General features: G+C 62.8%; 17 protein-coding genes and 1 pseudogene. 4 read left to right on the top strand and 14 right to left on the bottom strand.

Annotated features, from left to right (window positions below; genetic code table 11):
• Nucleotides 1–47: 47 nt before the first annotated feature.
• The 8 genes from J3D60_RS07585 to J3D60_RS07550 all read right to left on the bottom strand — a co-directional run bounded on the left by J3D60_RS07585 (nt 48) and on the right by J3D60_RS07550 (nt 9,251).
• Nucleotides 48–1,688, bottom strand: a complete 1,641-nt coding sequence (locus J3D60_RS07585) for a BatD family protein (RefSeq protein ID WP_065942025.1) — start codon at nt 1,686–1,688, stop codon at nt 48–50.
• Nucleotides 1,685–3,424 carry a tetratricopeptide repeat protein gene (locus J3D60_RS07580; RefSeq protein WP_253490719.1) on the bottom strand — a complete coding sequence of 580 codons (1,740 nt, stop codon included), beginning with the start codon at nt 3,422–3,424 and terminating at the stop codon, nt 1,685–1,687. Before J3D60_RS07580 ends, J3D60_RS07585 begins: the two co-directional genes overlap by 4 nt.
• Complete coding sequence (locus J3D60_RS07575; RefSeq protein WP_253490717.1) at nt 3,421–4,509, bottom strand: VWA domain-containing protein; 1,089 nt, start codon at nt 4,507–4,509, stop codon at nt 3,421–3,423. The genes J3D60_RS07580 and J3D60_RS07575 overlap by 4 nt, the downstream gene beginning before the upstream one ends.
• Nucleotides 4,502–4,996: a DUF4381 domain-containing protein gene (locus tag J3D60_RS07570; protein ID WP_065927988.1), complete on the bottom strand. Its 495-nt coding sequence runs from the start codon at nt 4,994–4,996 to the stop codon at nt 4,502–4,504. The genes J3D60_RS07575 and J3D60_RS07570 overlap by 8 nt, the downstream gene beginning before the upstream one ends.
• Complete coding sequence (locus tag J3D60_RS07565; RefSeq protein WP_253490715.1) at nt 4,993–5,925, bottom strand: DUF58 domain-containing protein; 933 nt, start codon at nt 5,923–5,925, stop codon at nt 4,993–4,995. Before J3D60_RS07565 ends, J3D60_RS07570 begins: the two co-directional genes overlap by 4 nt.
• Nucleotides 5,926–5,930: 5 nt before the next feature.
• Nucleotides 5,931–6,890 carry a MoxR family ATPase gene (locus J3D60_RS07560; protein ID WP_003174327.1) on the bottom strand — a complete coding sequence of 320 codons (960 nt, stop codon included), beginning with the start codon at nt 6,888–6,890 and terminating at the stop codon, nt 5,931–5,933.
• Between the two features lie 192 nt (nt 6,891–7,082).
• Complete coding sequence (locus J3D60_RS07555; protein WP_253490713.1) at nt 7,083–8,783, bottom strand: S8 family serine peptidase; 1,701 nt, start codon at nt 8,781–8,783, stop codon at nt 7,083–7,085.
• Between the two features lie 114 nt (nt 8,784–8,897).
• Nucleotides 8,898–9,251: a hypothetical protein gene (locus tag J3D60_RS07550; RefSeq protein WP_065942029.1), complete on the bottom strand. Its 354-nt coding sequence runs from the start codon at nt 9,249–9,251 to the stop codon at nt 8,898–8,900.
• A 491-nt stretch (nt 9,252–9,742) separates the two neighbouring features.
• Here J3D60_RS07550 and J3D60_RS07545 point away from each other — a divergent pair, with 491 nt between their 5' ends.
• Nucleotides 9,743–14,611 (top strand): NAD-glutamate dehydrogenase, encoded by a 4,869-nt coding sequence (locus tag J3D60_RS07545; RefSeq protein ID WP_065942030.1) that lies wholly within the window; start codon nt 9,743–9,745, stop codon nt 14,609–14,611.
• Between the two features lie 83 nt (nt 14,612–14,694).
• On the opposite strand, the gene J3D60_RS07540 is transcribed toward J3D60_RS07545, so the two are convergent.
• The 4 genes and pseudogenes from J3D60_RS07540 to J3D60_RS07525 all read right to left on the bottom strand — a co-directional run bounded on the left by J3D60_RS07540 (nt 14,695) and on the right by J3D60_RS07525 (nt 17,580).
• The gene (locus tag J3D60_RS07540) at nt 14,695–15,381 is read right to left on the bottom strand and encodes a GntR family transcriptional regulator (protein WP_065942031.1); all 687 of its coding nucleotides are present in this window, start codon (nt 15,379–15,381) and stop codon (nt 14,695–14,697) included.
• A gap of 17 nt (nt 15,382–15,398) precedes the next feature.
• A complete protein-coding gene (locus J3D60_RS07535) occupies nt 15,399–16,100 on the bottom strand; it encodes a FadR/GntR family transcriptional regulator (RefSeq protein ID WP_027608565.1) in 702 nt (233 codons plus the stop codon).
• Nucleotides 16,101–16,132: 32 nt separating this feature from the next.
• Nucleotides 16,133–16,222, bottom strand: a pseudogene (locus J3D60_RS07530) (outer membrane lipoprotein carrier protein LolA); the annotation flags it as partial.
• A 32-nt stretch (nt 16,223–16,254) separates the two neighbouring features.
• Complete coding sequence (locus J3D60_RS07525; RefSeq protein WP_253493977.1) at nt 16,255–17,580, bottom strand: C4-dicarboxylate transporter DctA; 1,326 nt, start codon at nt 17,578–17,580, stop codon at nt 16,255–16,257.
• 217 nt (nt 17,581–17,797) lie between these two features.
• Here J3D60_RS07525 and J3D60_RS07520 point away from each other — a divergent pair, with 217 nt between their 5' ends.
• Nucleotides 17,798–18,427: a DNA-3-methyladenine glycosylase I gene (locus J3D60_RS07520; protein ID WP_253490711.1), complete on the top strand. Its 630-nt coding sequence runs from the start codon at nt 17,798–17,800 to the stop codon at nt 18,425–18,427.
• A gap of 95 nt (nt 18,428–18,522) precedes the next feature.
• Here the strand turns inward: J3D60_RS07520 and J3D60_RS07515 are convergent, their stop codons facing one another.
• Together J3D60_RS07515 and J3D60_RS07510 are read right to left on the bottom strand one after the other, a co-directional pair.
• Complete coding sequence (locus J3D60_RS07515) at nt 18,523–18,804, bottom strand: putative quinol monooxygenase (RefSeq protein WP_065942034.1); 282 nt, start codon at nt 18,802–18,804, stop codon at nt 18,523–18,525.
• Between the two features lie 85 nt (nt 18,805–18,889).
• Nucleotides 18,890–20,323, bottom strand: coding sequence for a PLP-dependent aminotransferase family protein (locus J3D60_RS07510; RefSeq protein WP_253490709.1), 1,434 nt, complete (start codon nt 20,321–20,323; stop codon nt 18,890–18,892).
• A gap of 147 nt (nt 20,324–20,470) precedes the next feature.
• Here J3D60_RS07510 and J3D60_RS07505 point away from each other — a divergent pair, with 147 nt between their 5' ends.
• Together J3D60_RS07505 and J3D60_RS07500 are read left to right on the top strand one after the other, a co-directional pair.
• A complete protein-coding gene (locus J3D60_RS07505; RefSeq protein WP_065942036.1) occupies nt 20,471–20,914 on the top strand; it encodes a carboxymuconolactone decarboxylase family protein in 444 nt (147 codons plus the stop codon).
• 134 nt (nt 20,915–21,048) lie between these two features.
• Nucleotides 21,049–24,405 carry a calcium-binding protein gene (locus tag J3D60_RS07500; RefSeq protein WP_253490707.1) on the top strand — a complete coding sequence of 1,119 codons (3,357 nt, stop codon included), beginning with the start codon at nt 21,049–21,051 and terminating at the stop codon, nt 24,403–24,405.
• Nucleotides 24,406–24,434 lie beyond the last annotated feature (29 nt).

Here is a 24,434-nt window from a genome sequence, read left to right as displayed (position 1 = left end):
AGCCCGCTCCCACGGCACGGGGTTGCGTGGCGTGGGCTGAATCCAGGTTATTTGGGGTATAGCGGCGGCAGGCTAGTGGTATCGGTTGCCGGGTCCTGCTCACGCTCAGCCATCGGGATGGCCTTGATCGCGCGCCACAGGTCTTCGCCCAGCCAGTACTGGCCGCTCTCGCTGTACAGCGCGCCATTGAGCCCATCCAATGCATCCGACAACGGCACAAACCGTGCCGCCATATCCGCCAGGGTTTCCGGCTGTTGCCGCGCCCAGGCATCCAGCGCCTGGCGGGTGGCCTGGGGGTCGTTGGCCTGGGTGGCGCGCTTGAGGTCGTCGAGCAAGGTGCGTGGGCTCGGGCCGGTTTGCGCTGCACGCAGTACCGCCGGTTGCCAGCGGGCACGCCACCACAGGCCGAAGCCCAGCAGGGTGGTGCAGGCCAGGAGCAGTGTGCTGAGTTGCCACAGCCACAGGCGGCTGTCGTCCGGTGCGGTGATGATGGTCGGCGTGGCAGGTGTGTCCACCGTCAGACTGGGGTTGTTGGCCACTTGCAGGTTACGGGCTGGCAGGCTGGTGCGCTCCAGGTGGTCCTCGTGGGTGTTCCACCACACCACCTCGACGGCAGGCAGTTCCAGGGCGCCGACACGGTTGGGCACCAGGGCCTCGCGGTCTTCGCGACTGCCGATCAGGCCACGGTCACTGGTCTGGTTGCCGAGCACCGGCTGGTCCGGGTAGCGGCGCAGGCCATTGATGTCGGTGCTGGGCAGGGCGGGCAGTTGGGCGCTGGACAGGCCCTCGGCCTTGACGGTCAGGCTGCGGGTCAGGGAGTCGCCGACTTGTACATGTTCCGGCTCCGGGTTCCAGCTCTCGGTGAGCGTAAGGCTGCGAGCCGGCAGCCAGGGGGCATCGACGGGGTACAGCGCGGGCTTGGGTTTGACCGCCAGTGGCAGCGCCGCCGAACTCACATGGATCAGCTTGCCGGGCTTGGTGCCCTGCAGCGTGTTTTCCTGGGGCGGACGCGACTCCACCAGCGTGGCGCTGAATGTCTGCGAGGGAATCTCCAGGGTGCCGCTGTGCTGCGGGTAGATCGCGTACCGGGTTTCGATCACGCCATGGCGAATGCTGTTGATGACCTTTTCATAGGTACGCGACTCGCCCAACTGTTCGACACGGGCATCGGGGATCTGCAACGGCGTCAAGCTGCTGTCGTCATACAGCGACACCGAGTGGTACACGCGCACGGTCAACAGTGCCTGGGCCTGGACGTACACGCTGGTCTGGTCGAGGTTGGCTTCGACAAACACCGGGGCCAGTTCGGCGTTAGTGTCCTGGCTGGTGGTTTCCAGCACTTGCAGGCTGATCGGCTGGGTTGTGTACTCGCCCACTTGCAGCGGCGGAATCACCACCGTGCCGTTCTGCTTGGGCAGCAGGGTAATGATCCAGCGGGTGGTCGCATGGTTATCGCCGCCCAGCGTGGTGAGTTGGTTGAGCTGGCGCGTGCCGCTGACTTCGAACTGCGCATCCAGGGGCGACAGGTCGGGCTTGCCGAACTGGGTGACATCGCTGGATTCCACCGTCAGTTCCACCGTTTCCCCGGAATTGAGGCGGTTGCGGTCGACGCTGGCGACCAGGCTGGCCGCCTGGGCGTGGCCTGCCGACAACGCGAGCAGAAGCAGAAGGGTGGTGCGGCGGCTCATCGAGTCTTGTCCTGATGCTGTTGCTGTTCGTACCAGAATTTGCGTCGCAGCAGTTCGCCGGGATTGTCCGGGATCTCCTGCAGCCATTGTTCCAGGGCCTGGCGGTGTTCACCGTCGAGGTTGGCGTCGGCAGCAAGCAGCGGCGGGGTGGTGGTGTGCTCATCGCCCAACTCGCTGCCCGGCACGTCGTTGCCAGCGGCTGGCGGCGGGGTGCCGGCCTGGGTATCGCTGGTGCCGGCTTCGCCCTGGCCTTTGGACGACTGCTCGGCACTTGTGGCATTTTGCCCAGTGGCGCCCGGTTGCGCAGTTTGGCCGGGTTGGGTGGTTTCGTCATCCTCGTTTTTTGCCGGCGTTTGCGACTCGGGTTCTGTCTGTTCCTGGATCAGGGCTTCTACCAGGGCCTTGTTTTTCAGCGCCGGTTGCAGGTCGGGCTGGGCTTCCAGGGCTTGTTCGTAGGCGTCGATGGCCGCTTCGAGTTCACCGGACCTGGCCAGGGCGTTGCCGCGATTGTAGTGGGAATAAGCGTCATTGCCCTCGGCAAATCGCTTGATGGCCTCGGCATAGTTGCCGGCCGCGTACAGGGCGACGCCTTGCCACTGCGGGTCCTGGAAGTGCTCGGCGGCCTCGGCGGGGCGTTTCTGCTTGAGCAGGTATTGGCCTTGCTGGTCCGGACGCAGCCACAGATCCTGGAATTCAAAGGCATAGCTGGGTTGCGGCGTGCCCAACAGCAGCAGCGGTAGAAAGAACAACCAGCCACGGCGCCCGGCGCAGGCGGCCAGCAGTAACAGCGGCAGCAGCAGCCAGTAACCCTGGTCGGCCCAGGTGTCGAGGTGCAGTAACTGGCCATCGTTGCGCAGGGCTTGGGGCGGGTCCAGCACGCCGAGCTGGCGCAGGTCTTTATCGTCCAGGCGTGCGGCCCGGTAGCGGCCGCCCATTTCGCTGGCGAAGGCCTTGAGCGTCGGGCTGTCGAGGCGCGGTACCAGGATCGCGCCTTGTTCGTCCTTGAGGAATTCGCCGCTTTCCTGGGTCACCGGCGTGCCTTCACGGCTGCCGATGCCCAGGATCGACAGGCTCGGCGCCTGGTTGCCCTGCAGCAGCAGGCGAATGCCCTGGCGTTCCTGTTTGGACAGCGAAGAGCCGACCAGCAGCAGGCGACCCTGGCCCAGGCCGCCATGCTTGAGCAGGTCCAGGGCTTTCTCCACGGCCAGGTCGGCACGGTGGCCGGACTCAGGCATGATCGAGGGGCGCAGGGCCTCGAGCAGGTTGCGGCTGGTGGCCAGGTCGTCCGACAGCGGCACCAGGGTGTGGGCGCTGCCGGCATAGACGACGATGGCGGTTTGCGCATCGCTGCGCGCCTGCAACAAGTCGTAGAGTTTGCGCCGTGCCTGTTCGAGGCGGTTGGGCGGGCTGTCGGTGGCGAGCATTTCCGGGGTCAGTTCGAGCAGTACCACCAACGGGTCGGAGGGTTTCTGGCTGGTTTGTTCAACCCGTTGCCAGCTGGGACCCAGCAACGCCAGCACGGCCAACAGCCAGGCGAGGCCCAGCAACACCCACGGCGATTTGCTTTCGCGCCCGTTGCCACCGCTGAGCAGCACGGCGTGAAAGGCCGGCGGCAGGATCATCTGCCAGCGCCCGGCGCGCTTTTGCCGGTGCCACAGTTGCCACAGCAACCAGCCAAGCAGCGGCAGCAGCAACAGCCACCAGGGTCGGAACCAATGCGGCCACAGGGCGATCATCGACGCCTCCGCAGACGCAGGCGTTTAAGGCGCTGGCGCCATTCCGGATGCTGTTGCAGGAAGATCCCTTTGCTCGACAGTTTGTTGAACCCGCGTTGCAGGGCGTTGTTCGGCCAGCGTTCCTGGATCACCAGCAACATGCTCAGGATCAACGCCAGGGCCAGCGGTCCGCTGTACAGCGCTAGCGCCGGGCGTGCCTGGGTCGGTTGTTGTTCGACAGGCTCGAGTTTGTCCAGTGTCTGCTTGATCGCTTCCAGCTCTTGGCCATCGCGGGCACGGAAGTATTGGCCGCCGGTGGCCTCGGCAATCGCCCTGAGCGCCGGCTCGTCGAGGTCCAGGCTCGGGTTGACGCCAAGGATGCCCAGGGAACCGGTTTGCTCCGGGTCGGCGCCGATGCCGATGGGGTAGATCTTCACCCCTTCTTCGGCCGCCAGGCGCGCGGCGGTCAGCGGGTTGATCTGCCCGGCGTTGTTGGCGCCATCGGTGACCAGGATCAGCACGCGGCTTTGCGCAGGGCGCTGGCGCAGGCGTTTCAGCGCCAGGCCTATGGCATCGCCAATGGCGGTGTTCTTGCCGGCGATGCCGATGCGCGCCTCATCCAGCCAGGTGCGCACGGTGCGGCGGTCAAAGGTCAGCGGCGCCTGGAGGTAGGCCTGGCTGCCGAACAGGATCAGGCCCACACGGTCGCCTTCGCGGCCTTCAAGGAAGTCGCCGAGCAGGTGCTTGACCAGGTTCAGGCGGCTGACGTCTTCGTCCTGCCAGTGCATGTCGGGGAAGTCCATGGAGCCGGACACGTCCACTGCCACCAGCAAATCGCGGCCGCTGGCGGCAAGCGGCAGTGGCTCGCCCAGCCATTCCGGGCGCGCAGCGGCACTCAGCAGCAGCAGCCACAGCACCACGAAGGGCGCCTGTTGGCGCCAGCCCGGCAGGTTCACCCGCGCACGGCGGCGGGCCAGGCTTTCGAGATCGCCGAGGTAGCTGACTTTAAGGGCGGGCTCGCCGCTGTCGGCCGCCGGCAGGATGAACCGCATCACCCAGGGCAAGGGCAACAGGACGAAGATCCATGGCCAGGCGAACTCAAACATGTTTGCGAATCCAGGTGTCGACCGCTTGGGTCAGGCCGGCGATGGCCTTGTCGTCGAGTTTGCATTCGGGTTTGTAGGCACCCTCCACCAGCACCATCCAGCGCGTGAGGCCGGCGGCCGGGCAACGGTTGTCGAGGAATGCCAGCCATTTGCGGCCGTTGAGGGTATGGCTCTGGCTATAGGGATAGTCGTTGCGGCACAGGCGCTTGAGCAGGCCATTGAGCTGTTGCAGCCAGGCACCGGCGGGCGCGCCATCGTAGGGTTTGGGCATCAGCGCCAATTCCGCCAGGGCGGCGATGCGCAGTGGGTCCAGCGGTTGTTCGGCGCGGGCCAGGGGGCGTCGAGTCGGCAAGAAGCGGCGCAGCGACCACAACCCCCAACCCAGCAGCGGGATGACCAGCAGCAACAGCCACCAGCCCGGCGCGGGCGGCCAGAAGCCGATGGGCGGCGGGGCGATCAGCGGTTGCAGTTGGTCGAGGCTGCTCATTGCTTTTTAACCGGGCGTTGCGGGTTGAGGTATTCGCGCAGTTGTTCGACCATTTCGCTCTGGGTGCTCAGGGGCATCAACAGGATTCGCAGTTTCTGCGCGAGCAGTTCCCAGCGGGCGATGCGCGCTTCGGCCTGGGCCTTGTAGGCCTGGCGCAAATCGAAATTCAGGGTATCCAGTTCCAATTGCGCCCCACGCTGCGCAAAACGCAGCAGCCCGGCGGCAGGGAGCGCGTGGTCCAGCGGGTCGGAGATCGGCAACAGCAGCAAGTCGCAATGGCGTGACAGCAGGCTCAATTGCTGCTCGGCGCCCTCGGTGAGGGCACGTTCGTCGCAGATCACGATTACCAGGCTGCCGGGGCGCAGCACTTCGCGGCCACGGCGCAGGGCCATGCCCAGGGCGTCGGCCTCCGGGCGGCTTTCGGTGTCCAGGCTCTGGTTGACGCGCACCAGGCGGTTGAGCAATTGCAGAAGGCTTTGCTTGCTGCGGCGCGGCTTGATTTCGTAGTGCTCGTTGTCGCCGAACACCAGTCCGCCGACGCGGTCGTTATGCCCCAACGCGGCCCAGCCGATCAGGCTGGCGGCTTGAGCGGCGAGCACTGACTTGAACATCTGCCCCGAGCCGAAAAACAGCCGGCAGCTTTGCTCCACCATGATGAAAATCGGCCGTTCGCGTTCTTCGTGGAACAGCTTGGTGTGCGGCTCCTGGGTGCGCGCGGTGACGCGCCAGTCGATGGTGCGCACGTCGTCGCCGGCCTGGTACACGCGCACCTGGTCGAAGTCCACACCGCGCCCGCGCAGCTTGGAGTGGTGCAGGCCGATCAGCGGGCTGCGCTGGCTTGGCGTGGAAAACAGCTGCACTTCGCGCACGCGGTGGCGCATCTCGATCAGCTCGCTGAGCGTGACGCGCACCCCTACGCTTGCGTTCATCGACTTCAAGCGACGGCAACGACGTCGAGAATGCGTTGCACCACACGGTCCTGGTCAATCCCGGCCGCTTCGGCTTCGAACGACAGGATGATGCGATGGCGCAGCACGTCGAACAGCACCGCCTGGATGTCTTCCGGGCTGACAAAGTCGCGACCGGCCAGCCACGCATGGGCGCGTGCGCAGCGATCCAGGGCGATGGAACCACGGGGGCTGGCGCCGTAGGCGATCCACTCGGCCATCTCGGGATCGAACTTGGCCGGGGTGCGGGTGGCCATGACCAGTTGCACCAGGTATTCCTCCACCGCATCGGCCATGTACAGGCCGAGGATTTCCTTGCGCGCGGCAAAGATCGCCTGCTGGCTGACGCGGCGCTCGGGCTTGGTTTCGCCGTTGAGGGCTTCGCCACGGGCCTGTTGCAGGATGCGCCGTTCGACGGCCGCGTCGGGGAAGCCGATCTTGACGTGCATCAGGAAACGGTCGAGCTGGGCCTCCGGCAGCGGGTAGGTGCCTTCCTGCTCGATGGGGTTTTGCGTGGCCATCACCAGAAACAACGGGGACAGGTCGTAGGTACTGCGCCCGACGCTGACCTGGCGCTCGGCCATGGCCTCCAGCAGCGCAGATTGCACCTTGGCCGGGGCGCGGTTGATCTCGTCCGCCAGCACCAGGTTGTGGAAGATCGGCCCTTGCTGGAACACGAAGCTGCCGGTTTCCGGGCGATAGATCTCGGTGCCGGTGATGTCGGCGGGCAACAGGTCGGGGGTGAACTGGATACGATGGAACTGCGCTTCGATGCCTTCGGCCAGCTCTTTGATCGCCTTGGTCTTGGCCAGGCCCGGCGCGCCTTCCACCAGCATATGGCCGTCGGCGAGCAGGGCGATCAGCAGGCGATCGATGAGTTTTTCCTGGCCGAGAATCTGCGTAGAAAGAAAGGTTCGCAGCGCGAGCAGCGCTTCACGATGTTCCATCGATGACGGTTCCTGGAAAGAAGAGCCTGGGTGCTGTACAGCGCACCTGAAGCGGGGGTCCATACTTTAATGCATTGGCCGGGTGGCGACTAAGGGGTTTTTACGCAGGCTATGCAGATTGCAGCGGGGGTTGCCCCCGCCGCCGCCCGGCAACGGGGGGGATGAAGGCGAAGGCACGCCCCCCGGGTTGAATCATCGCTGGCCGTCGGCAGTTGATGGGGAACCCGAGGCTTCAGCGGGGGTGATAGTGATGGGCTCGGTCAACTCGAGGGTATGAGTGCCATCGGACACTTTCACTGTAATGGAGGCAGGGGTGTCTTCGGTCACATTCGGCGCAAGGAAATACAACGAAGCGGTGCTCGCCGCCGGTGGGATAAAATCTGGTGCCTCCCAGCGATACATCAGCGGTTTTTGGGCGGGGGACTCGGCATACACGCGAGCGCTGAAGGTTTGGCCCGAGGTGGCGTATTCGGGGAGGGCAAGGCGCCCCGTCGGTGGGCGATCATTGCCATCACCGAGCATTTTTTTGATCGCGGCATCCAGATCCGGTTGCACGCCTATTTCAGTGTGGTTGCCGTTGATTTGCGGATACCCCGTAGAGACCAGGAGTGCGCGCAATGCCTTGGGTGGGAGATTGCCCAGGCCATTGGCCCGAGCGACGCCTTGCAACGACGCGACGACGCCCGCGATGATGGGGTTGGCTGACGAGGTGCCACTGAACGTATGGGTATAGCCTTTGGTGGGGTTGGCACGGCTCCAGGTGGTGGTGGTGACATTGCCTCCCCAGCTGAACAGGTCGACGCGGCTGCCATACTCGGAAAAGGTTGCCCTCAAACCCGTCCCCGGGTCGACGGCACCTGCATAAATGGAACCTGAATCGAAAAGGTTGCGATCGTAGCGACCGTCGAAATAAGGGTGGTCCAGGTTGATATTGCCATTGGCCGCTGCCAGCACTACGTGCACGCCTTTTTCTTCCGTCAGATACGCAATGGTGTCGCGCACCAGGTCGTCGTCTTCAAGTGGCATATAGCAATCTTTGGTGCACACATCGGCTGGGAAATCATTGTCACCGTACAGGTAGTGCACGCCTAATTGCATGACATCCCCGGCTTGCAGGCGCTGGGCCATTTCCCCGAGTCGCACGGCCCCCCACTGTAAGTAGCCAAGTTGTGCATGCGGCACGATGCCGGTGGTGCCAAAGCTGTTTTCCCTGGATGCAATAATGCCGGCACTGGCGGTGTCGTGGGCGCCGACGCGCGCCGGTTGGGTCGGCGAGTGCAGTTGTGTGTAGGGCGGTGGCAGGTCTACATGCTCGAAGGACCAGTGGTCAATTTCGGCGGAAATAACCCGCATTCCCTGACCATCGCCACCTTCGGTTCCCCGCGCCTCGATGGCGTTCACCCCGCCGATCATGTAGGGCGCGACCGCGCCTCGCCCCTGTAGGTAGTTCTGGCGGCCAGTGTAATCGGGAACATCGTCGGCGGCCCGTGCTTTGATGGGAGTACCGTTATCACCCCGCATATCGCCGATCATGGGTTCGAACTCTGCGGTTTCCACGCCAGGGATCTGCCTGACTCGAAGGCGTAGTGCTTGCGCCTGCTGGCGCGTCAGGTGGCGCGTGTCGATGACGAAGTAGCGGTCCAGTCGATGCCGTTGCAAGGCTTGCAGGCTTTCAGTTGTCTGCGAGTTGGAGGGTGGCACCGCGGGAATCAGGTTGGGCGCCAGTTTCTGGAGTTCGCTTAGGCCTGCGCTGGGGGGCCTGAGATTATCTGGAGACGCTTTGATCCTGACGATCAAGTCTGTAAAGCCGGGCGCTGCTGCGCTCGCGGAAAAAGGTAACGGTGTTATCGCCAGAAACAGCAACGCACCAAGGCCGCAGTTGATTGATCTCATTCGAATACCCTGTCAATGAAGTGTTTGTCCATTGAGCTAAGGCTCAGAACCCAGACCCGGAAACTGTTAGAAATAACAGTCTCGACGAGTGGTCAGGGGTTCAGGCTGTCGGTGTCAGGTGCGAATGAAAGTGCCGGTGCCCTTGAGAATGTTCTGCAGGGTTTGTTCCACTTCTGCCATCTCCGCTGCGGCGGTGGCGTGGGTTATCTCCAATTGGTCCTTGCCGCCCAGTGCATCGGCATCGCCCGCCGCCAGCTCTATCCGCAATGTCGTGTCGCTGAGGGTGACTTTCAGCCCATCCAGGGTCGACGGCTCGTAGTCCCAGGTCAGTTCCACTTCGTCTTCGTCGGGGTAGCGGGTGAGCATGAACATCTCGCCGTTCCTGCCGTGGCAGCAGAGCATGGCCATGTTGTCTTCTTCGTCGTCGCACGGGGTGGCCATCAGGGCGTCGGTTTTCAGTTGCAGCATGGGGAATCCTGTCTGAGGTAGGGCGTTGCGTAGGCAATTGTGCCATTGCGGCGAATTTTGTGCTGCTTCCTGTGTCAGACCCAGCGCATGACCTGACGGGCAATACCGGTCATTTTCGGTACTCGGGGGTGGGAAAATAGCCGGTTTTTTGCCCGGAAATTCCGGGTTGCCCAAGTCGCAACCCCAAGCCTGCGTACCGATGACCGAATATGTCGCAGCACCGCAAGCACCCGGCTTCCCACACTCGTTAAGCTGCGCAACGGATGTGCACGTGCCAGGCGCCTGACCTGCCCGTCGTACCGTCACCCGGCAAGGTGCGCATCTTATGGAAGTTGTATGTGACCTCATTGTCTTGTCCAGCTTCACCCACCTGTCACTCTGATTCGTTTATGGTGCTTAACTCGTTACCTGCGAACAGAGCTGACGGTCTCCCCACCAGGGGATAACACGCGACGCTTCCATCAATAACAAGCCCAAGCGGAGTACCACAGATGGCGTTCTTCACCGCAGCCAGCAAGGCCGACTTCCAGCATCAACTGCAAGCGGCACTGGCGCAGCACATCAGTGAACAGGCACTGCCACAAGTGGCGCTGTTCGCTGAACAATTCTTCGGCATCATTTCCCTGGACGAACTGACCCAGCGTCGCCTTTCCGACCTGGCCGGTTGCACCCTGTCCGCCTGGCGCCTGCTTGAGCGCTTTGATCACACCCAACCGCAAGTGCGGGTCTACAACCCCGATTACGAACGTCATGGCTGGCAATCGACCCACACTGCGGTCGAAGTGCTGCACCATGACCTGCCATTCCTGGTGGACTCGGTACGCACCGAGCTGAACCGCCGTGGCTACAGCATCCACACCCTGCAGACCACCGTGCTCAGCGTGCGCCGTGGCAGCAAGGGCGAGTTGCTGGAAATCCTGCCCAAGGGCACCCAGGGCGAAGGCATCGAGCAAGAATCGCTGATGTACCTGGAAATCGACCGCTGCGCCAACGCCGCCGAACTCAACGTGCTGAGCAAAGAGCTTGAGCAGGTGCTGGGCGAAGTGCGCGTGGCCGTGGCCGATTTCGAACCGATGAAGGCCAAGGTCCAGGAGCTGCTCGACGGTATCGACGCCAGCCCGTTTGGCATCGACGGCGAAGAAAAAGCCGAGATCAAGAACTTCCTGGAATGGCTGGTGGGCAACCACTTCACCTTCCTCGGCTATGAAGAGTTCGTGGTACGTGACGAGGCGGACGGCGGTCATATCGAATATGACGCCGGCTCGTTCCTCGGTCTGACCAAGCTGCTGCGCGCCGGCCTCACCGCCGACGACCTGCGCATCGAAGACTACGCCGTGTCGTACCTGCGCGAGCCTACCGTGCTGTCGTTCGCCAAGGCCGCGCACCCGAGCCGTGTACACCGCCCGGCTTACCCGGACTACGTGTCGATCCGCCAGATCGATGCCGACGGCAAGGTGATCAAGGAATGCCGCTTCATGGGCCTCTACACCTCGTCGGTGTACGGCGAAAGCGTACGCGTGATCCCGTATATCCGCCGCAAGGTCGCGGAAATCGAGCGTCGCTCGGGCTTCCAGGCCAAGGCGCACCTGGGCAAGGAGCTTGCTCAAGTCGTTGAAGTGCTGCCCCGTGACGACCTGTTCCAGACCCCGGTCGACGAGCTGTTCAGCACCGTGATGTCGATCGTGCAGATCCAGGAACGCAACAAGATCCGCGTGTTCCTGCGCAAAGACCCGTACGGTCGTTTCTGCTACTGCCTGGCCTACGTGCCGCGCGACATCTATTCCACCGAAGTGCGCCAGAAGATCCAGCAAGTGCTGATGGATCGCCTGAAAGCCTCGGACTGCGAATTCTGGACCTTCTTCTCCGAGTCCGTGCTGGCGCGCGTGCAGCTGATTCTGCGGGTCGACCCGAAGAACCGCCTGGACATCGACCCGCTGCAACTGGAAAAAGAAGTGGTGCAGGCCTGCCGCAGCTGGCAGGACGACTACTCCAGCCTCGTTGTGGAAAGCTTCGGCGAAGCCCACGGCACCAACGTGCTGGCGGACTTCCCGAAAGGCTTCCCGGCCGGCTACCGCGAGCGTTTCGCTGCGCATTCGGCCGTGGTCGACATGCAGCACCTGCTCAGCCTCACCGAAGCCAACCCGCTGGTGATGAGCTTCTATCAGCCCCTGGGCCAGGTCTCCGGCCAACGCGAGCTGCATTGCAAGCTGTATCACGCCGATACCCCACTGGCACTGTCCGACGTGCTGCCGATCCTGGAAAACCTCGGCCTGCGCGTGCTGGGTGAGTTCCCGTACCGCCTGCGTCATGCCAACGGCCGCGAGTTCTGGATCCATGATTTTGCGTTCATCGCCGCCGAAGGCGTGAACCTGGACATCCAGCAGCTCAACGACACCCTGCAGGACGCGTTCGTGCATATCGTGCATGGCGACGCCGAGAACGATGCGTTCAACCGCCTGGTACTTACCGCCGGCCTGCCATGGCGCGACGTCGCGCTGCTGCGTGCCTACGCCCGTTACCTGAAGCAGATCCGCCTGGGCTTCGACCTCGGCTACATCGCCAGCACCCTGAACAACCACACCGACATCGCCCGCGAGTTGACCCGGTTGTTCAAGACCCGCTTCTACCTGGCGCGCAAGCTCACCGCCGATGACCTGGAAGACAAGCAGCAACGCCTGGAACAAGCGATCCTCACGGCCCTGGACGACGTCCAGGTGCTCAACGAAGACCGCATCCTGCGGCGCTACCTCGACCTGATCAAGGCCACCCTGCGCACCAACTTCTACCAGACCGACGCCAACGGCCAGAACAAGTCGTACTTCAGCTTCAAGTTCGACCCGCGCGCGATCCCCGAGCTGCCCAAGCCGGTGCCGAAGTTTGAAATCTTCGTCTACTCGCCCCGCGTCGAAGGCGTGCACCTGCGCTTTGGCAACGTGGCCCGTGGCGGCCTGCGCTGGTCCGACCGTGAAGAGGACTTCCGTACCGAAGTGCTCGGCCTGGTCAAAGCCCAGCAAGTGAAGAACTCGGTGATCGTGCCGGTGGGCGCCAAGGGCGGCTTCCTGCCGCGTCGCCTGCCACTGGGCGGCAGCCGTGACGAGATCGCGGCCGAGGGCATCGCCTGCTACCGCATCTTCATCTCCGGCCTGTTGGACATCACCGACAACCTCAAGGATGGCGCCCTGGTGCCGCCGGCCAACGTCGTGCGTCATGACGACGATGACCCGTACCTGGTGGTGGCAGCGGACAAGGGCACCGCGACCTTCTCCGACATCGCCAACGGCATCGCCATCGACTACGGTTTCTGGCTGGGCGACGCGTTCGCCTCCGGTGGTTCCGCCGGTTACGACCACAAGAAAATGGGCATCACCGCCAAGGGCGCGTGGGTCGGTGTGCAGCGTCACTTCCGTGAGCGCGGCATCAACGTGCAGGAAGACAGCATCACCGTGGTGGGCGTCGGCGATATGGCCGGCGACGTGTTCGGTAACGGCCTGTTGATGTCCGACAAGCTGCAACTGGTCGCGGCCTTCAACCACCTGCATATCTTCATCGACCCGAACCCGAACCCGGCCACCAGCTTCGTCGAGCGCCAGCGCATGTTCGAGCTGCCGCGTTCGGCCTGGACCGACTACGACACCAGCATCATGTCCGAAGGCGGCGGTATCTTCTCGCGCAGCGCGAAGAGCATTGCCATCTCGCCACAGATGAAGGAACGCTTCGACATTTCGGCCGACAAGCTGACCCCGACCGAACTGCTGAACGCCTTGCTCAAGGCGCCGGTGGACCTGTTGTGGAACGGCGGTATCGGTACCTACGTCAAGGCCAGCACCGAAAGCCACGCCGATGTAGGCGACAAGGCCAACGACGCGCTGCGCGTCAATGGCAACGAGCTGCGCTGCAAGGTAGTCGGCGAGGGCGGTAACCTCGGCATGACCCAGCTGGGCCGTGTGGAATTCGGCCTCAATGGCGGCGGTTCCAACACCGACTTCATCGACAATGCCGGTGGCGTGGACTGCTCCGACCACGAAGTGAACATCAAGATCCTGCTCAATGAAGTGGTGCAGGCCGGCGACATGACCGACAAGCAACGCAACCAGTTGCTGGCGAGCATGACCGACGAAGTCGGCAGCCTGGTGTTGGGCAACAACTACAAGCAGACCCAGGCCCTGTCCCTGGCCGCGCGCCGTGCCTACGAGCGTGCCGCCGAGTACAAGCGCCTGATGAGCGACCTGGAAGGCCGTGGCAAGCTGGACCGCGCCATCGAGTACCTGCCGACCGAAGAGCAGCTCACCGAGCGCGCTTCCACCGGCAAGGGCCTGACCCGTCCGGAGCTGTCGGTGCTGATCTCCTACAGCAAGATCGACCTCAAGGAAGCGCTGCTCAAGTCGCTGGTACCGGATGACGACTACCTGACCCGCGACATGGAGACCGCGTTCCCACCGAGCCTGGTGGCCAAGTTCGGCGAAGCCATGCGTCGCCACCGTCTGAAGCGCGAGATCGTCAGCACCCAGATCGCCAACGACCTGGTCAACCACATGGGCATCACCTTTGTGCAGCGACTCAAGGAGTCGACCGGCATGAGCCCGGCGAACGTGGCAGGTGCCTACGTGATCGTGCGCGACATCTTCCACCTCCCGCACTGGTTCCGCCAGATCGAAGCCCTGGACCACCAGGTCTCCGCTGACGTGCAATTGCAGTTGATGGATGAGCTGATGCGCCTGGGCCGTCGCGCCACGCGCTGGTTCCTGCGCAGCCGTCGCAACGAGCAGGACGCTGGCCGTGACACCGCGCACTTCGGTCCGCACCTGGCCGCGTTGGGCCTCAAGCTCGACGAACTGCTGGAAGGTCCGACCCGCGAAGGCTGGCAGACCCGCTACCAGGCCTACACCGAAGCCGGCGTGCCGGAGTTGCTGGCGCGCATGGTTGCAGGCACGACCCACCTGTACACCTTGCTGCCGATCATCGAAGCCGCTGATGTGACCGGGCATGACGCCGCCGAAGTGGCCAAGGCCTACTTCGCTGTCGGCAGCGCCCTGGACCTGCCGTGGTACCTGCAGCAGATCAGCGATCTGCCCGTGGCCAACAACTGGCAGGCCCAGGCCCGCGAAGCGTTCCGCGACGATGTGGATTGGCAGCAGCGGGCGATCACCATTTCCGTCCTGCAAATGGCCGACGCGCCACAGGACATGGAAGCCCGCGTGGCCCTGTGGCTTGAGCAGCACAAGGACATGGCTGATCGTTGGGTCGCAATGATGGTGGAAATCCGTGCTGCGGTCGGCACGGACTACGCCATGTACGCGGTGGCAAACCGTGAACTGCTGGACCTGGCGTTGAGTGGTCAATCGGTGCTGCAACCGGCTTGATGCCTGGGTAAAACCAATGTGGGAGGGCGGTGCGACGATTCGACTTGCTCCCTCCCACACTTGGATCTTTATCTATCCGGATATCAGTGGTGTTTCAGTAATTTGCTTTCCAGGTGATCCAGGTGCCGGGTCATCAAGCCCACCGCAGCAGTCACATCCCGCTGCTCAATCGCATCCACAATCGCCACATGCTCCTGCCACGCGCAATACGTGCAGGCTTTCGCTTCGTATTGGGCAATGATCAGCGACGTCAACGGCACCAGGCTGTTGAGGAACTGCGCCAATGGCGCGTTGCCCGCCATCTGCGCCAATTGCAGGTGAAACTCCCCGGACAACCGAATCGCCGGCCCACGCTGGTTGCGTTCCATACCGTCGCGTTCCCGTGCTATCAGCTCGCGCAGCTGGCGTATCTGCGTGGGCGTGGCCTGGGCGCAGGCCAATTGCACCACTGTGATTTCGGTCATGCGCCGCGCTTCGAGGATCTGCCGCGTCTGCTGGGCATCCGGCGCTGCGACCTGGGCGCGCTGGTTGGGGCGCAGGATGACCACTTGCTGGTGGGACAACTTGGCCAGCACCCGACGAATCACGCTGCGGCTGACGCCAAAGGTTTCGCCCAGGCCTTCTTCGGTAAAGCGGCTGGACGGGGCGATGCGTTGTTCGAGGATGGCGTCGAACAACCGTGGGTAGATGTCGTCCACCGAAGGCTTTTTACCGGCCACCAGGCGCAGGGCAGGAATGATCGGATCGCGTTGCAGGGCGTGGGCGGTCATGGCCTGTCTCCAAAAAATCAGTTGCCGAGATGGTCGTCCGGAATGTTCAAGTGAATGCCCATGCGCAGGCCTTCCTGGAGGATGTGCCGACGCATCTCGGCACTGGCCAGGGCGCTGTTCTTGTTGCGGATGGCGCGTACCACCGCTTCATTTTCCTGCAGGCGTTCCGCCAGGTGCTCGGGGGAATTGCGCAGTACCTGGGCGCTTTGCTTGAGGGCGGTGCTGGTTTGCTGCACCACGTTCTGGAAGATCGGGTTGGCGGTGAGCGCGAACAGTTCTTCGTGAAAATCGAGGTAGGCGTTCATGCCGGCTTCGGCGTCACCGGCATCCAGGGCTTCGCGCATGTCCATCAGGGTCAGGCGCAATTGGCCGACTTCCTTGCTGCTGATGGACTGGGCCACCAGGCCGACGATAAAGGGTTCGAGGGTGTAGCGCAGTTGCAGGATGTCTTCGAGGCTGGCATCGGCCACGGCGTCGCTCGATTGTGGTTCGCTGACGCTGGTTTCCAGCACGACCACACCTTTACCGGGCATGGAGCGCACCAGGCCGAGGGTTTCGAGCACGATCACCGCTTCGCGCAGGCTGGGGCGGCTGATGCCCAGCTGTTCGGCCAGTTCGCGCTGGCCCGGGAGCATTTCGCCCCGGCGCCACTGACCTTGCTTGAGTGCGGCGCGGAGTTTTTCTACGACTGAATTGACGACGGTTGAGGTGCTGATCACGTCGTGCGCTCCTTAAGAATGAATAATCCCTGCACTGCAGGAGCGAGCTTGCTCGCGAAAAACTTCAAGTCACCGCGTGCATCCAGAATGCCCGCGTTATCGTTGACGACCTTCGCGAGCAAGCTCGCTCCTACAGTGGAAAGCGTTTAGCGTTTTAAAATTCCTGGTGCGCCTGTGATACCGGCTTCCTGGCCTGGAAGGCATAGCCTTGCTGGCCGTCGAGCACCTTGTTGGCGCGTTGGATATCGATGTCTTTTTCCCAACGGGCAATGGCCACGGTGGCGACGCAGTTGCCGATCAGGTTGGTCAAGGCGCGACCGATGCCCATGAACCAGTCCACCGCCAACACCAGCACCAGGCCGACCACTGGAATCGCCGGGATCGCCGTAAGCGTCGCCGCCAGGATCACCAGGGCCGAGCCGGGAATCCCGTGGGCGCCCTTGGAGGTGATCAGCGACACCAGCAGGATGGTCAGCAGGTCGGTCATCGACAGTGGCGTGCCGGTGGCGTTGGCGATAAACACGATGGCCAGGGTCAGGTAGATCGAGAAACCGTCGAGGTTGAACGAGTACCCGGTGGGAATCACCAGGCCGACGGTGGAGCTGCCAATGCCCAGGTGTTCGAGTTTGCGCATGACCTGCGGCAGCACCGCGTCGGAGGAGGCGGTGCCCATCACGATCAGCAGTTCTTCACGCAAGTACTTGAGCAGCGGCAGCATGCGCAGGCCCGACAGGCGCATCACCACGCCGAGGATCAGCGCGACGAAGGCAAGGCAGGTCAGGTAGAACAGGCCCACCAGGCTGCCCAGGTGTTGCAGGGAGTCCAGCCCGTAGGTGCTGGTGGTGAAGGCGATCGCACCAAACACGCCGATGGGCGCCAGGCGCACGATCATGCCCATGATGCGGAAAATCACATGGCTCAGTTCATTGATCAGCCGAGTGATACCGGAGGCTGCTTCGCCCACCAGGTTCAAGGCGCTGCCGAACAGCACCGAAAACAGCAGTACTTGCAGGACATTGTTGTCGGCAAAGGCGCCGATCACCGAGTTGGGGATCAGGTCCATCAGGAACTGGCTGGTGCCCTTGATGTGCTGGCCCTTGTCGGCCAGTTCATTGAGGCCGGCGGAGGAGAGCTGTTCCAGATGGATATTGGCGCCGGTGCCGATCCCGGTGCTGAAGGCCATGACCAGGCCGATCACCAGGGCGATGGTGGTGAGCACTTCAAAGTAGATCACCGACTTGAGGCCGATGCGCCCGACCTTCTTCAAGTCGCCGGCCCCGGAAATACCACTGACCACCACGCAGAACACGATCAGGCCGATCAGCATCTTGATCAGCTTGATAAAGCCGTCACCCAGGGGTTTGAGTTGCGAGGAGAATTCGGGAAGGGCCAGGCCGCACACGATGCCGAGCATCAGGCCAATCACGACTTGCAGGAAAATCGAACGCGAGCACCATCTGAGCATGGGAGGGATCTCTATTCGGTGCCCTGGTGGTTCCAGGGCTTAATTTTTGTGGTCATACCGGTAAGTCCAGTGCGTCGCCAGTCTAGGCCAGGTATTTTTGAAATCACAAGTAAAAATTCGGCGGTTGGCAGGTCCCGGTCTGACCAGTTGGTCGCGAAGGTTGATGCTTGAGCGGTTGGCGGGGCGCAAATTTTTTCGCTTATCATCCGCGGCCTGGCACATGAGGTGATGGATGGCTAAACCAGGACTGACCACTGACGACACCGGGCTGACCCACTGCACCTGGCGCACGGCCGCGCCGGAATACCTCCGTTATCACGACCACGAGTGGGGCGTACCGGTGGCGGATGATGTTCAGCTGTACGAGAAGATCTGCCTGGAAGGCTTCCAGGCCGGCATGGCCTGGATCACCATCCTGCGCAAGCGCGAGCAGTTCAGGGCTGCATTCGACGGTTTTGATTTTCGCCGGGTGGCGCAGTACGGCGAGGCGGATATCGCGCGGTTGATGCAGGACCCGGGCATCGTGCGTAATCGGGCGAAGATCGTTTCCACCATCAACAACGCCCGCCGGGCGTGCGAGCTGGTGGATGAGACCGGCTCGCTTGCGCAGTGGTTGTGGGCGTTCGAACCCGGCCCTGAAGAGCGCCCGGCAGTGGTGGACCTGGCTTACTGGACGGGCAATCCCACCTCGCCGGCCTCGGTGCGCCTGTCCAAGGCCTTGAAGAAACGCGGCTGGACGTTCGTCGGGCCGACCACGATGTATGCGCTGATGCAGGCGATGGGGATGGTCAATGATCACCTTGATGGGTGTGTGTGCCGCCCAAAGATCGAAGAACTGCGCCGCCAGTTCAAGCGCCCGTGAGCCGCTGACGGTGGGAGGGGGGTTCACCCATGCTGCTGATTGGTGATGAGGCTGATTGGTGTGGAAGAGGGGTCAGCACCAGGAGGCCAATCCCATCAATGGTCGAACGCAAGGCGGCTCGCCAGGTTTGCCGAGGCCAGCTCGATAAAGCCTTGCAGGGCTGGCAGCCCGAAGTGTGCGTTGAGCGGTTCGGCACCGGCCCAGCAGCCATTGACGGTCCAGAGGTCGGGATCCACCGGGCTGCGCTGTACGGCGTAATCGAGGCAGCCTGGGGTGGTGCGCACGAGCTCGGCGATCTGTCGCAGGCGCTCGCCCAGTTCCCTGGAGCGCCCGGCAGTTGCGCGGACATGAACAGTGTTGAAGGCACGGTCGGGCATGGCGATGGTCTCCGAGGTCAGGTGTCAGCGCACAGGCTAGAGCCTCGACGCGCCAGGACCAATGACCAATCCCTCGGAAAACCCCCTAGCCAATCTGCTGGAGAATATCGCGCACCTTGTCCAGCGCCGGGTCGATATCGAGGGTCTCGATGGCCCCAAACCCGATGATCAGGCCCGAACGCACCGGCGTGTCGTGGAAGAACACGTCCAGCGGGTACAGGCCGACTTCCACCTGGCGCGCCAATGCCATCAGCAACGGGATATTCACCGGTACTTTGCACAACGCCGCCATATGGAACCCGGCGACGGTGGGCACCGCTTCGAACCACGGCGACAGGTCGCCCGCCAGGCGCTGCAAAATGCGCTCGCGGCGCCCGGCGTACACGGTGTGGCAGCGGCGAATATGCTTGAGCAAATAACCTTCGCTGATGAACTTGGCCAGCGCCCATTGCGGCAACGTGGAGCTGTGCTGGTCGGTCAATTGCTTGGCCTTGAGCACCGCGCCGTAGATCGCCGGGGGCAGCACCGCATAACCCAGGCGCAGTTCGGGCAACAAGGTTTTGGAGAAGGTGCCGACGTAGGTGACCACGCCACGGCTGTCCATGCTTTGCAGCGAGTCGGTGGGCCGGCCTTCGTAGCGGAACTCGCTGTCGTAGTCGTCCTCGATGATGATTGCACCCAGCTCGAAGGCCCGCGCCAGCAGCGCTTTCCGACGTAGCAGGCTCATGGGCATGCCAAGGGGGAACTGGTGGGAGGGCGTGACGTAGATCAGCCGTGCGCCATCGGGGATCCGGTCGACCTGGATGCCTTGCTCATCGACGGGAACACCGATGACCTGCGCGCCCATCGCCATGAATAACTGGCGCGCGGGGCTGTAGCCGGGGTCTTCCATGGCGACGATGCTGCCCGGTTCCAGCACCACGCGGGCGATGAGGTCCAGGGCCTGCTGCGCGCCGTTGGTGACCACGATGTCGCTGTCGCGGCATTGGACCCCACGGGAAAACGCGATATGCCCGGCGATGGCACTGCGCAGGGCCGGCAACCCTTCCGGCTGGCTGTAGAACCCGCTGTTCCGGGCGATGCGCCGCAACGCGTCCTGGGTGCAGCGCCGCCATTCATCCTGGGGGAACTGGTTGCGGCTGGTGGCGCCGCCGATAAATTCGTAGCGCAACGTGCTGTCGCGAGTGGGGTGGCGCATGGGCGAGGGCAGTGACTGCCACTTCGCCAGGTTGGCGGCGCAGGCCAGGTCGGTAGCGGTTTGCAGGCGCTCGGTCTGCGGCGTACGGGCGTTGACGAAGGTGCCGCGGCCGGTCTTGCCGACCAGCAGGCCTTCGTAGGTCAGGGTCGCGTAGGTGTCGGATACGGTCTTGCGGGATACCCCCAGTTGTTCGGCCAGCAAGCGGCTGGGCGGCAGTTGCGCGCCGGCGGCCAGGCGCCCGGAGCCAATGGCCTCGTGCAACTGCTGGTACAGCTGTTCGGCCAGATCCTTGCGGCCATTGATGACGACGTGCAGTTCCATGTTTCATCCCGGGGTCTTCGCTCTGCGCCAAGGTTACTCGCTCGCGGGGCGCGCTCAAAATGGTCCCTGGGTAAACCGTCGGATTGGCTATAGGGCTTACACCGTGAGAGTTCTAGGCTGAACGGTCATTGCCCCCGAGAACTGCCCATGGAATCCCGTCTGGACTACTACACTGCGTCACCGCAAGCGCTCAAGGGCATGTTGCTGCTGGAGGCGAACACCTTTGGCCTGTCCATCGAGCGGCCGTTGCTGGAACTCATCAAGATCCGCGTTTCGCAGCTCAACCACTGCGGTTTTTGCACCGATATGCATTCGATGGCGGCGCGTCAGCGCGGCGAAACGGAGCGACGCTTGTTCGCGCTGTGCGTATGGCGTGACTCGCCGTTCTTTACGCGGCGGGAGAAGGCGGCATTGGCCTGGTGCGAATCGGTGGCGATGCTGCCGACTTCCAGTGTTTCGGACGAACTCTTCAGCGCCGTGCGCGAGGAATTCAGCGAACAGGAACTGGTGGACCTGACCATGGCGGTCTCCAGCATCAGTGCCTGGAACCGCCTGGCGGTGAGTTTTCGCCAGCAACCGCCGAATGCTTGAGCGGGATATTCACCAGCGCTCTACCTATGCACCCCAGGTTCATGCCTCAACACTTCAGTATCGACGCAGTGCGCGCACAGGGTGTTCGCGTTGATAACGACGAAGCGTGCTTCGTCAGTGACTGGAGTGCCGTAATGGAAGAGTTGCAGGACGACGGCGCGTCGGTCTTACCGCTGCGTCAACAGACCTTGATGGATCTGGACGCAGCATGGGGGCCGATGGGTATCGGTGAAATCTCGGTTGGCCGCATGGCCCTGGATAACATGGGCGCGCGCCTGGAGGGCGGGGAACTTGATGTGGAGCGGTATCGCGTCAAGGAAGCTGATCAGGCATTGATCGATCAGATCACGTTTTCTGCCGTGCACCTTAAGGCGTATCTGACGTCCGCCAGCGGTGAAAGCTGTGACCAGGCCACCACCGCACTGTTTGAACTGGCGTCATTGCGTTCGGAGTGGGCGCCCGTCATGTTGAGCCCGCCGGATGCTTCGGACGGGGCGATTGTCAAACTCGATCGACTGCTGCGGCGGGTACAGAGCGTCAACCTCAACGACGTGAGTGCCATGGAAAACCTGCCCGGCTGGGCCGATAAGCTCAGGAGCGGGAGTGCGCAAACCTTGGGAGCCGGGCTGCAGCTCTACGGTTTTTACAGCGCCATTCGAGGCATAGGCGAAGCGCTCAGAACGGGGGATACGGGCGAGCTGTTGTTCGAGGGCGGCGCCTTTTCCGCAGAAGTTGCGTCCCTCGGCCTGGAGTTGGCGTTGGAGCGTATCGGCCAGAAAATGATGAGCGCCGGCCATACGGTTTATCGCGGGTTCTGCGCATCACGCGCGGGGTTGCTGCTGCGCCGTGGTGCCGGATTGATCGCCTCGGTATTGACCGTGCCTTTTGACATTGCCCAGGCGGTCATTGCGCTTTCAAAAGCGTTGAAAGCAGAAGGTAAACAGGCACAGGATCTCTATGTCGAGGCCGGTTTCAGTCTCGTCAGCGCAACCCTCAGTCTTGCACTGGGCGTCTCGGCGTTGGCGGGCTTCGGCGCGGCCGGGCCCGTGGGCCTTATCGCCGCAGCGGTGCTGATTGTCGGCGCGCGGATTTATGCCGCGTGTCGAGTGGTGGATGAGATCGATGATTACATCGAGCTGAGCACCCTTGAGCGCCTGCGCACTGGCTGGTTCGCGTTTGCCGGTGTGGAGTTGGATGACAGCGTACTCGAGCGCTACAAGACCAGCCGCGCGCGCACTGCCTACGCAGAAAGCCTCAAGGCCCAAGCCCGGGCATTGCTTGGCGCAGAGATGAAGAACAGTGTGCAGGCCATCGTCAATGGCAGGTTCGAGGTCCGCCTGCAGACGATACGGCACTGGAAACATCAATGGGATGAGCAGGCGGGTGAGTCCCCTCACACGCTGGTGCGTGAACCGGTCATCCATGAGGTGGATGACTACTTCGACGCGAGCAAGGAGGGGGCCGTCGATCTATTGCCCGAGGCCACCTGGGGGGCGAAGGGACCCGAAAAAGGTGTGCTCTGGCTGCTGGGTGGCGGGGATGACTCGGTGTTGGGCGTGCCGAATCGCCCGAACCACTTTCGCTATGGCGGTGGTCGCAAGCACCTGGTGGGCGGCAGTCAGGACGACGAGTTCATGTTCGAGGTACCGCCGGATACTTTTTCTGGCGCAGAAGGGCGGGTGCCGATCTCGGTGTTGGTGGGCGGTACCGGGGCTGACACCCTGAGCTTTCTCGGCGAGACGCCGGGGTCGCGTGCAGCAGGCTTCAACGTCAACCTGGGGGCGGGCAGCGTGACGTTGATGACCGACAATGGCCGCGACGGTATCAAGTGCATGGGGTTGTGGAGCATTGAAAATGTTGCGTCCCTTGCCGGCGCTTCCAGCGTGATTACCGGCAGTAACGAGGCCAACCGTATTGTCCTGAAGGGGGAGTACGACCAGGCCCACGCAATGGCCGGAGACGACCAGTTGTTGATACAGCGGGGCAGCGCCAGGGTGAATGGCGGGCCAGGCGCCGATTACTTCGAGATTCTTGAGAGCGCCAAGGACGTGGTGATCGAGGAGGACGGCCAGCAGCGCAGCCTCATCATGCTCAACTGGCCCTTCAGCCGGATTCAACGCTGGTGGATCTCGGGCAACGCTCTGAAGGTGGCGTCTACCCTGGGGCTGGACGGTGAACTGCCGGGCCCTTGTGTCGGGATCGAAAATGTCTACACGCTACGCGAGGGTAAACGCCACCTGGCCAACGCGCTTTTCAGCTTTCTCACCCAGGACGGCTATCGAATAGCGCCCTTGTTGCCTGAAACGTTGGACCCGACCGGGGAGCCGCAGGTGAGCATGGAAGTGCTGGCGCCTCCCGGGCCCAGGATCTCCCCGATTATTCTGGGACCCGGTCAGTCGGTTGCCTTGGCGGCAGGCACGTCCAGCTACTTTGTCAGCCGCGGCCACGGGATGACGGCCATTGATGCGCATGCAAGCCAGGAGCAGGGCCGATGCTGTGTGTATGTGGACTATGACAGTCAAGAATTGGCAGGGGTGTATACGACCTATCATGTGGCCACGCGACGCCAGAGCCACTTCGACTACCTGGATTACACGGGCGCGAAGATAAAGTTTGAGTGGGCTGATGGCCGCACGCTGTATCTGGACGAATACGCAGCGCAACCCTCAGCGACGTGGACGAGCGTGGGCGGTTCATTACAGGCGTCAGCCTTGAAGTTGAAGGCTGAATTTGTCGTGGTGATGCGCGACGGTGTTTCGTACCGGCTATTACCGCCGGTGCAGTCTTACGTCAGTGATTTCGCCAGCCCGGGTTACAAAATCAAGGACGCAATGGCTTCGCTGAACCTGAGGTACGGTCATTACCCGTTCTTGAGGCCGCGCAGGCCTAAAAGCCTGAATCTGACCGCTCACTCACAACGGGTGCACCTGGGCGCGGCCCCTCACCTGGCAACCTGTGTGTTATGCGGACGGGGCGGGGTGTACGAAATCTATCTGACGTCATGGGCGATCGTTGAGCTGTCAACACCGCAGGCGCTGAGTAAAGAGTCCGATGCATCGACCTGGGACTTCTTTTGTACAGCGCTGGCGGAAGATATTCAGCTCGACAGCATTGTTGTCAGCCCCGGTCACATCAAGGTGGGCAGCGTGTCGATTCGGGTCCCCCGGTATGACGACCCCGACGTTCCCTTGGAAAACATCCGGATTCATTCAAAGGACGGCGGGCGTTTCGACGTCAGGCTGGACCTTGGCAAGGTGTACCTGGCCAGGGTCGCTGCCTCGGGCAATAGTTCGATTGCGCAACTGTTGAAGTCCTTGCGTCACCATCGGCAAAGAGCCTCCGTGTTTACGCCAACCATCAACGTGACCGGCATCGGCATGGCCGATGGGACAAAAGGCACCGTTTACTACGACGTCATGGCGGATTGCTGGAGGCTGGACGCTGACAGGCATCGGCGGCTATCCAGTGAGGAGCTGGCTGTTTCAACCTGAACCCATCAGCAGCCGAGGTGGTTCTGACG

The sequence above is a fragment of the Pseudomonas sp. S3E17 genome (assembly GCF_024168685.1).
Lineage (GTDB): Bacteria > Pseudomonadota > Gammaproteobacteria > Pseudomonadales > Pseudomonadaceae > Aquipseudomonas > Aquipseudomonas marginalis.
The sequence above is the reverse complement of the archived record's forward strand: the minus strand, read 5'-3'. Positions and strand labels throughout refer to the sequence as shown.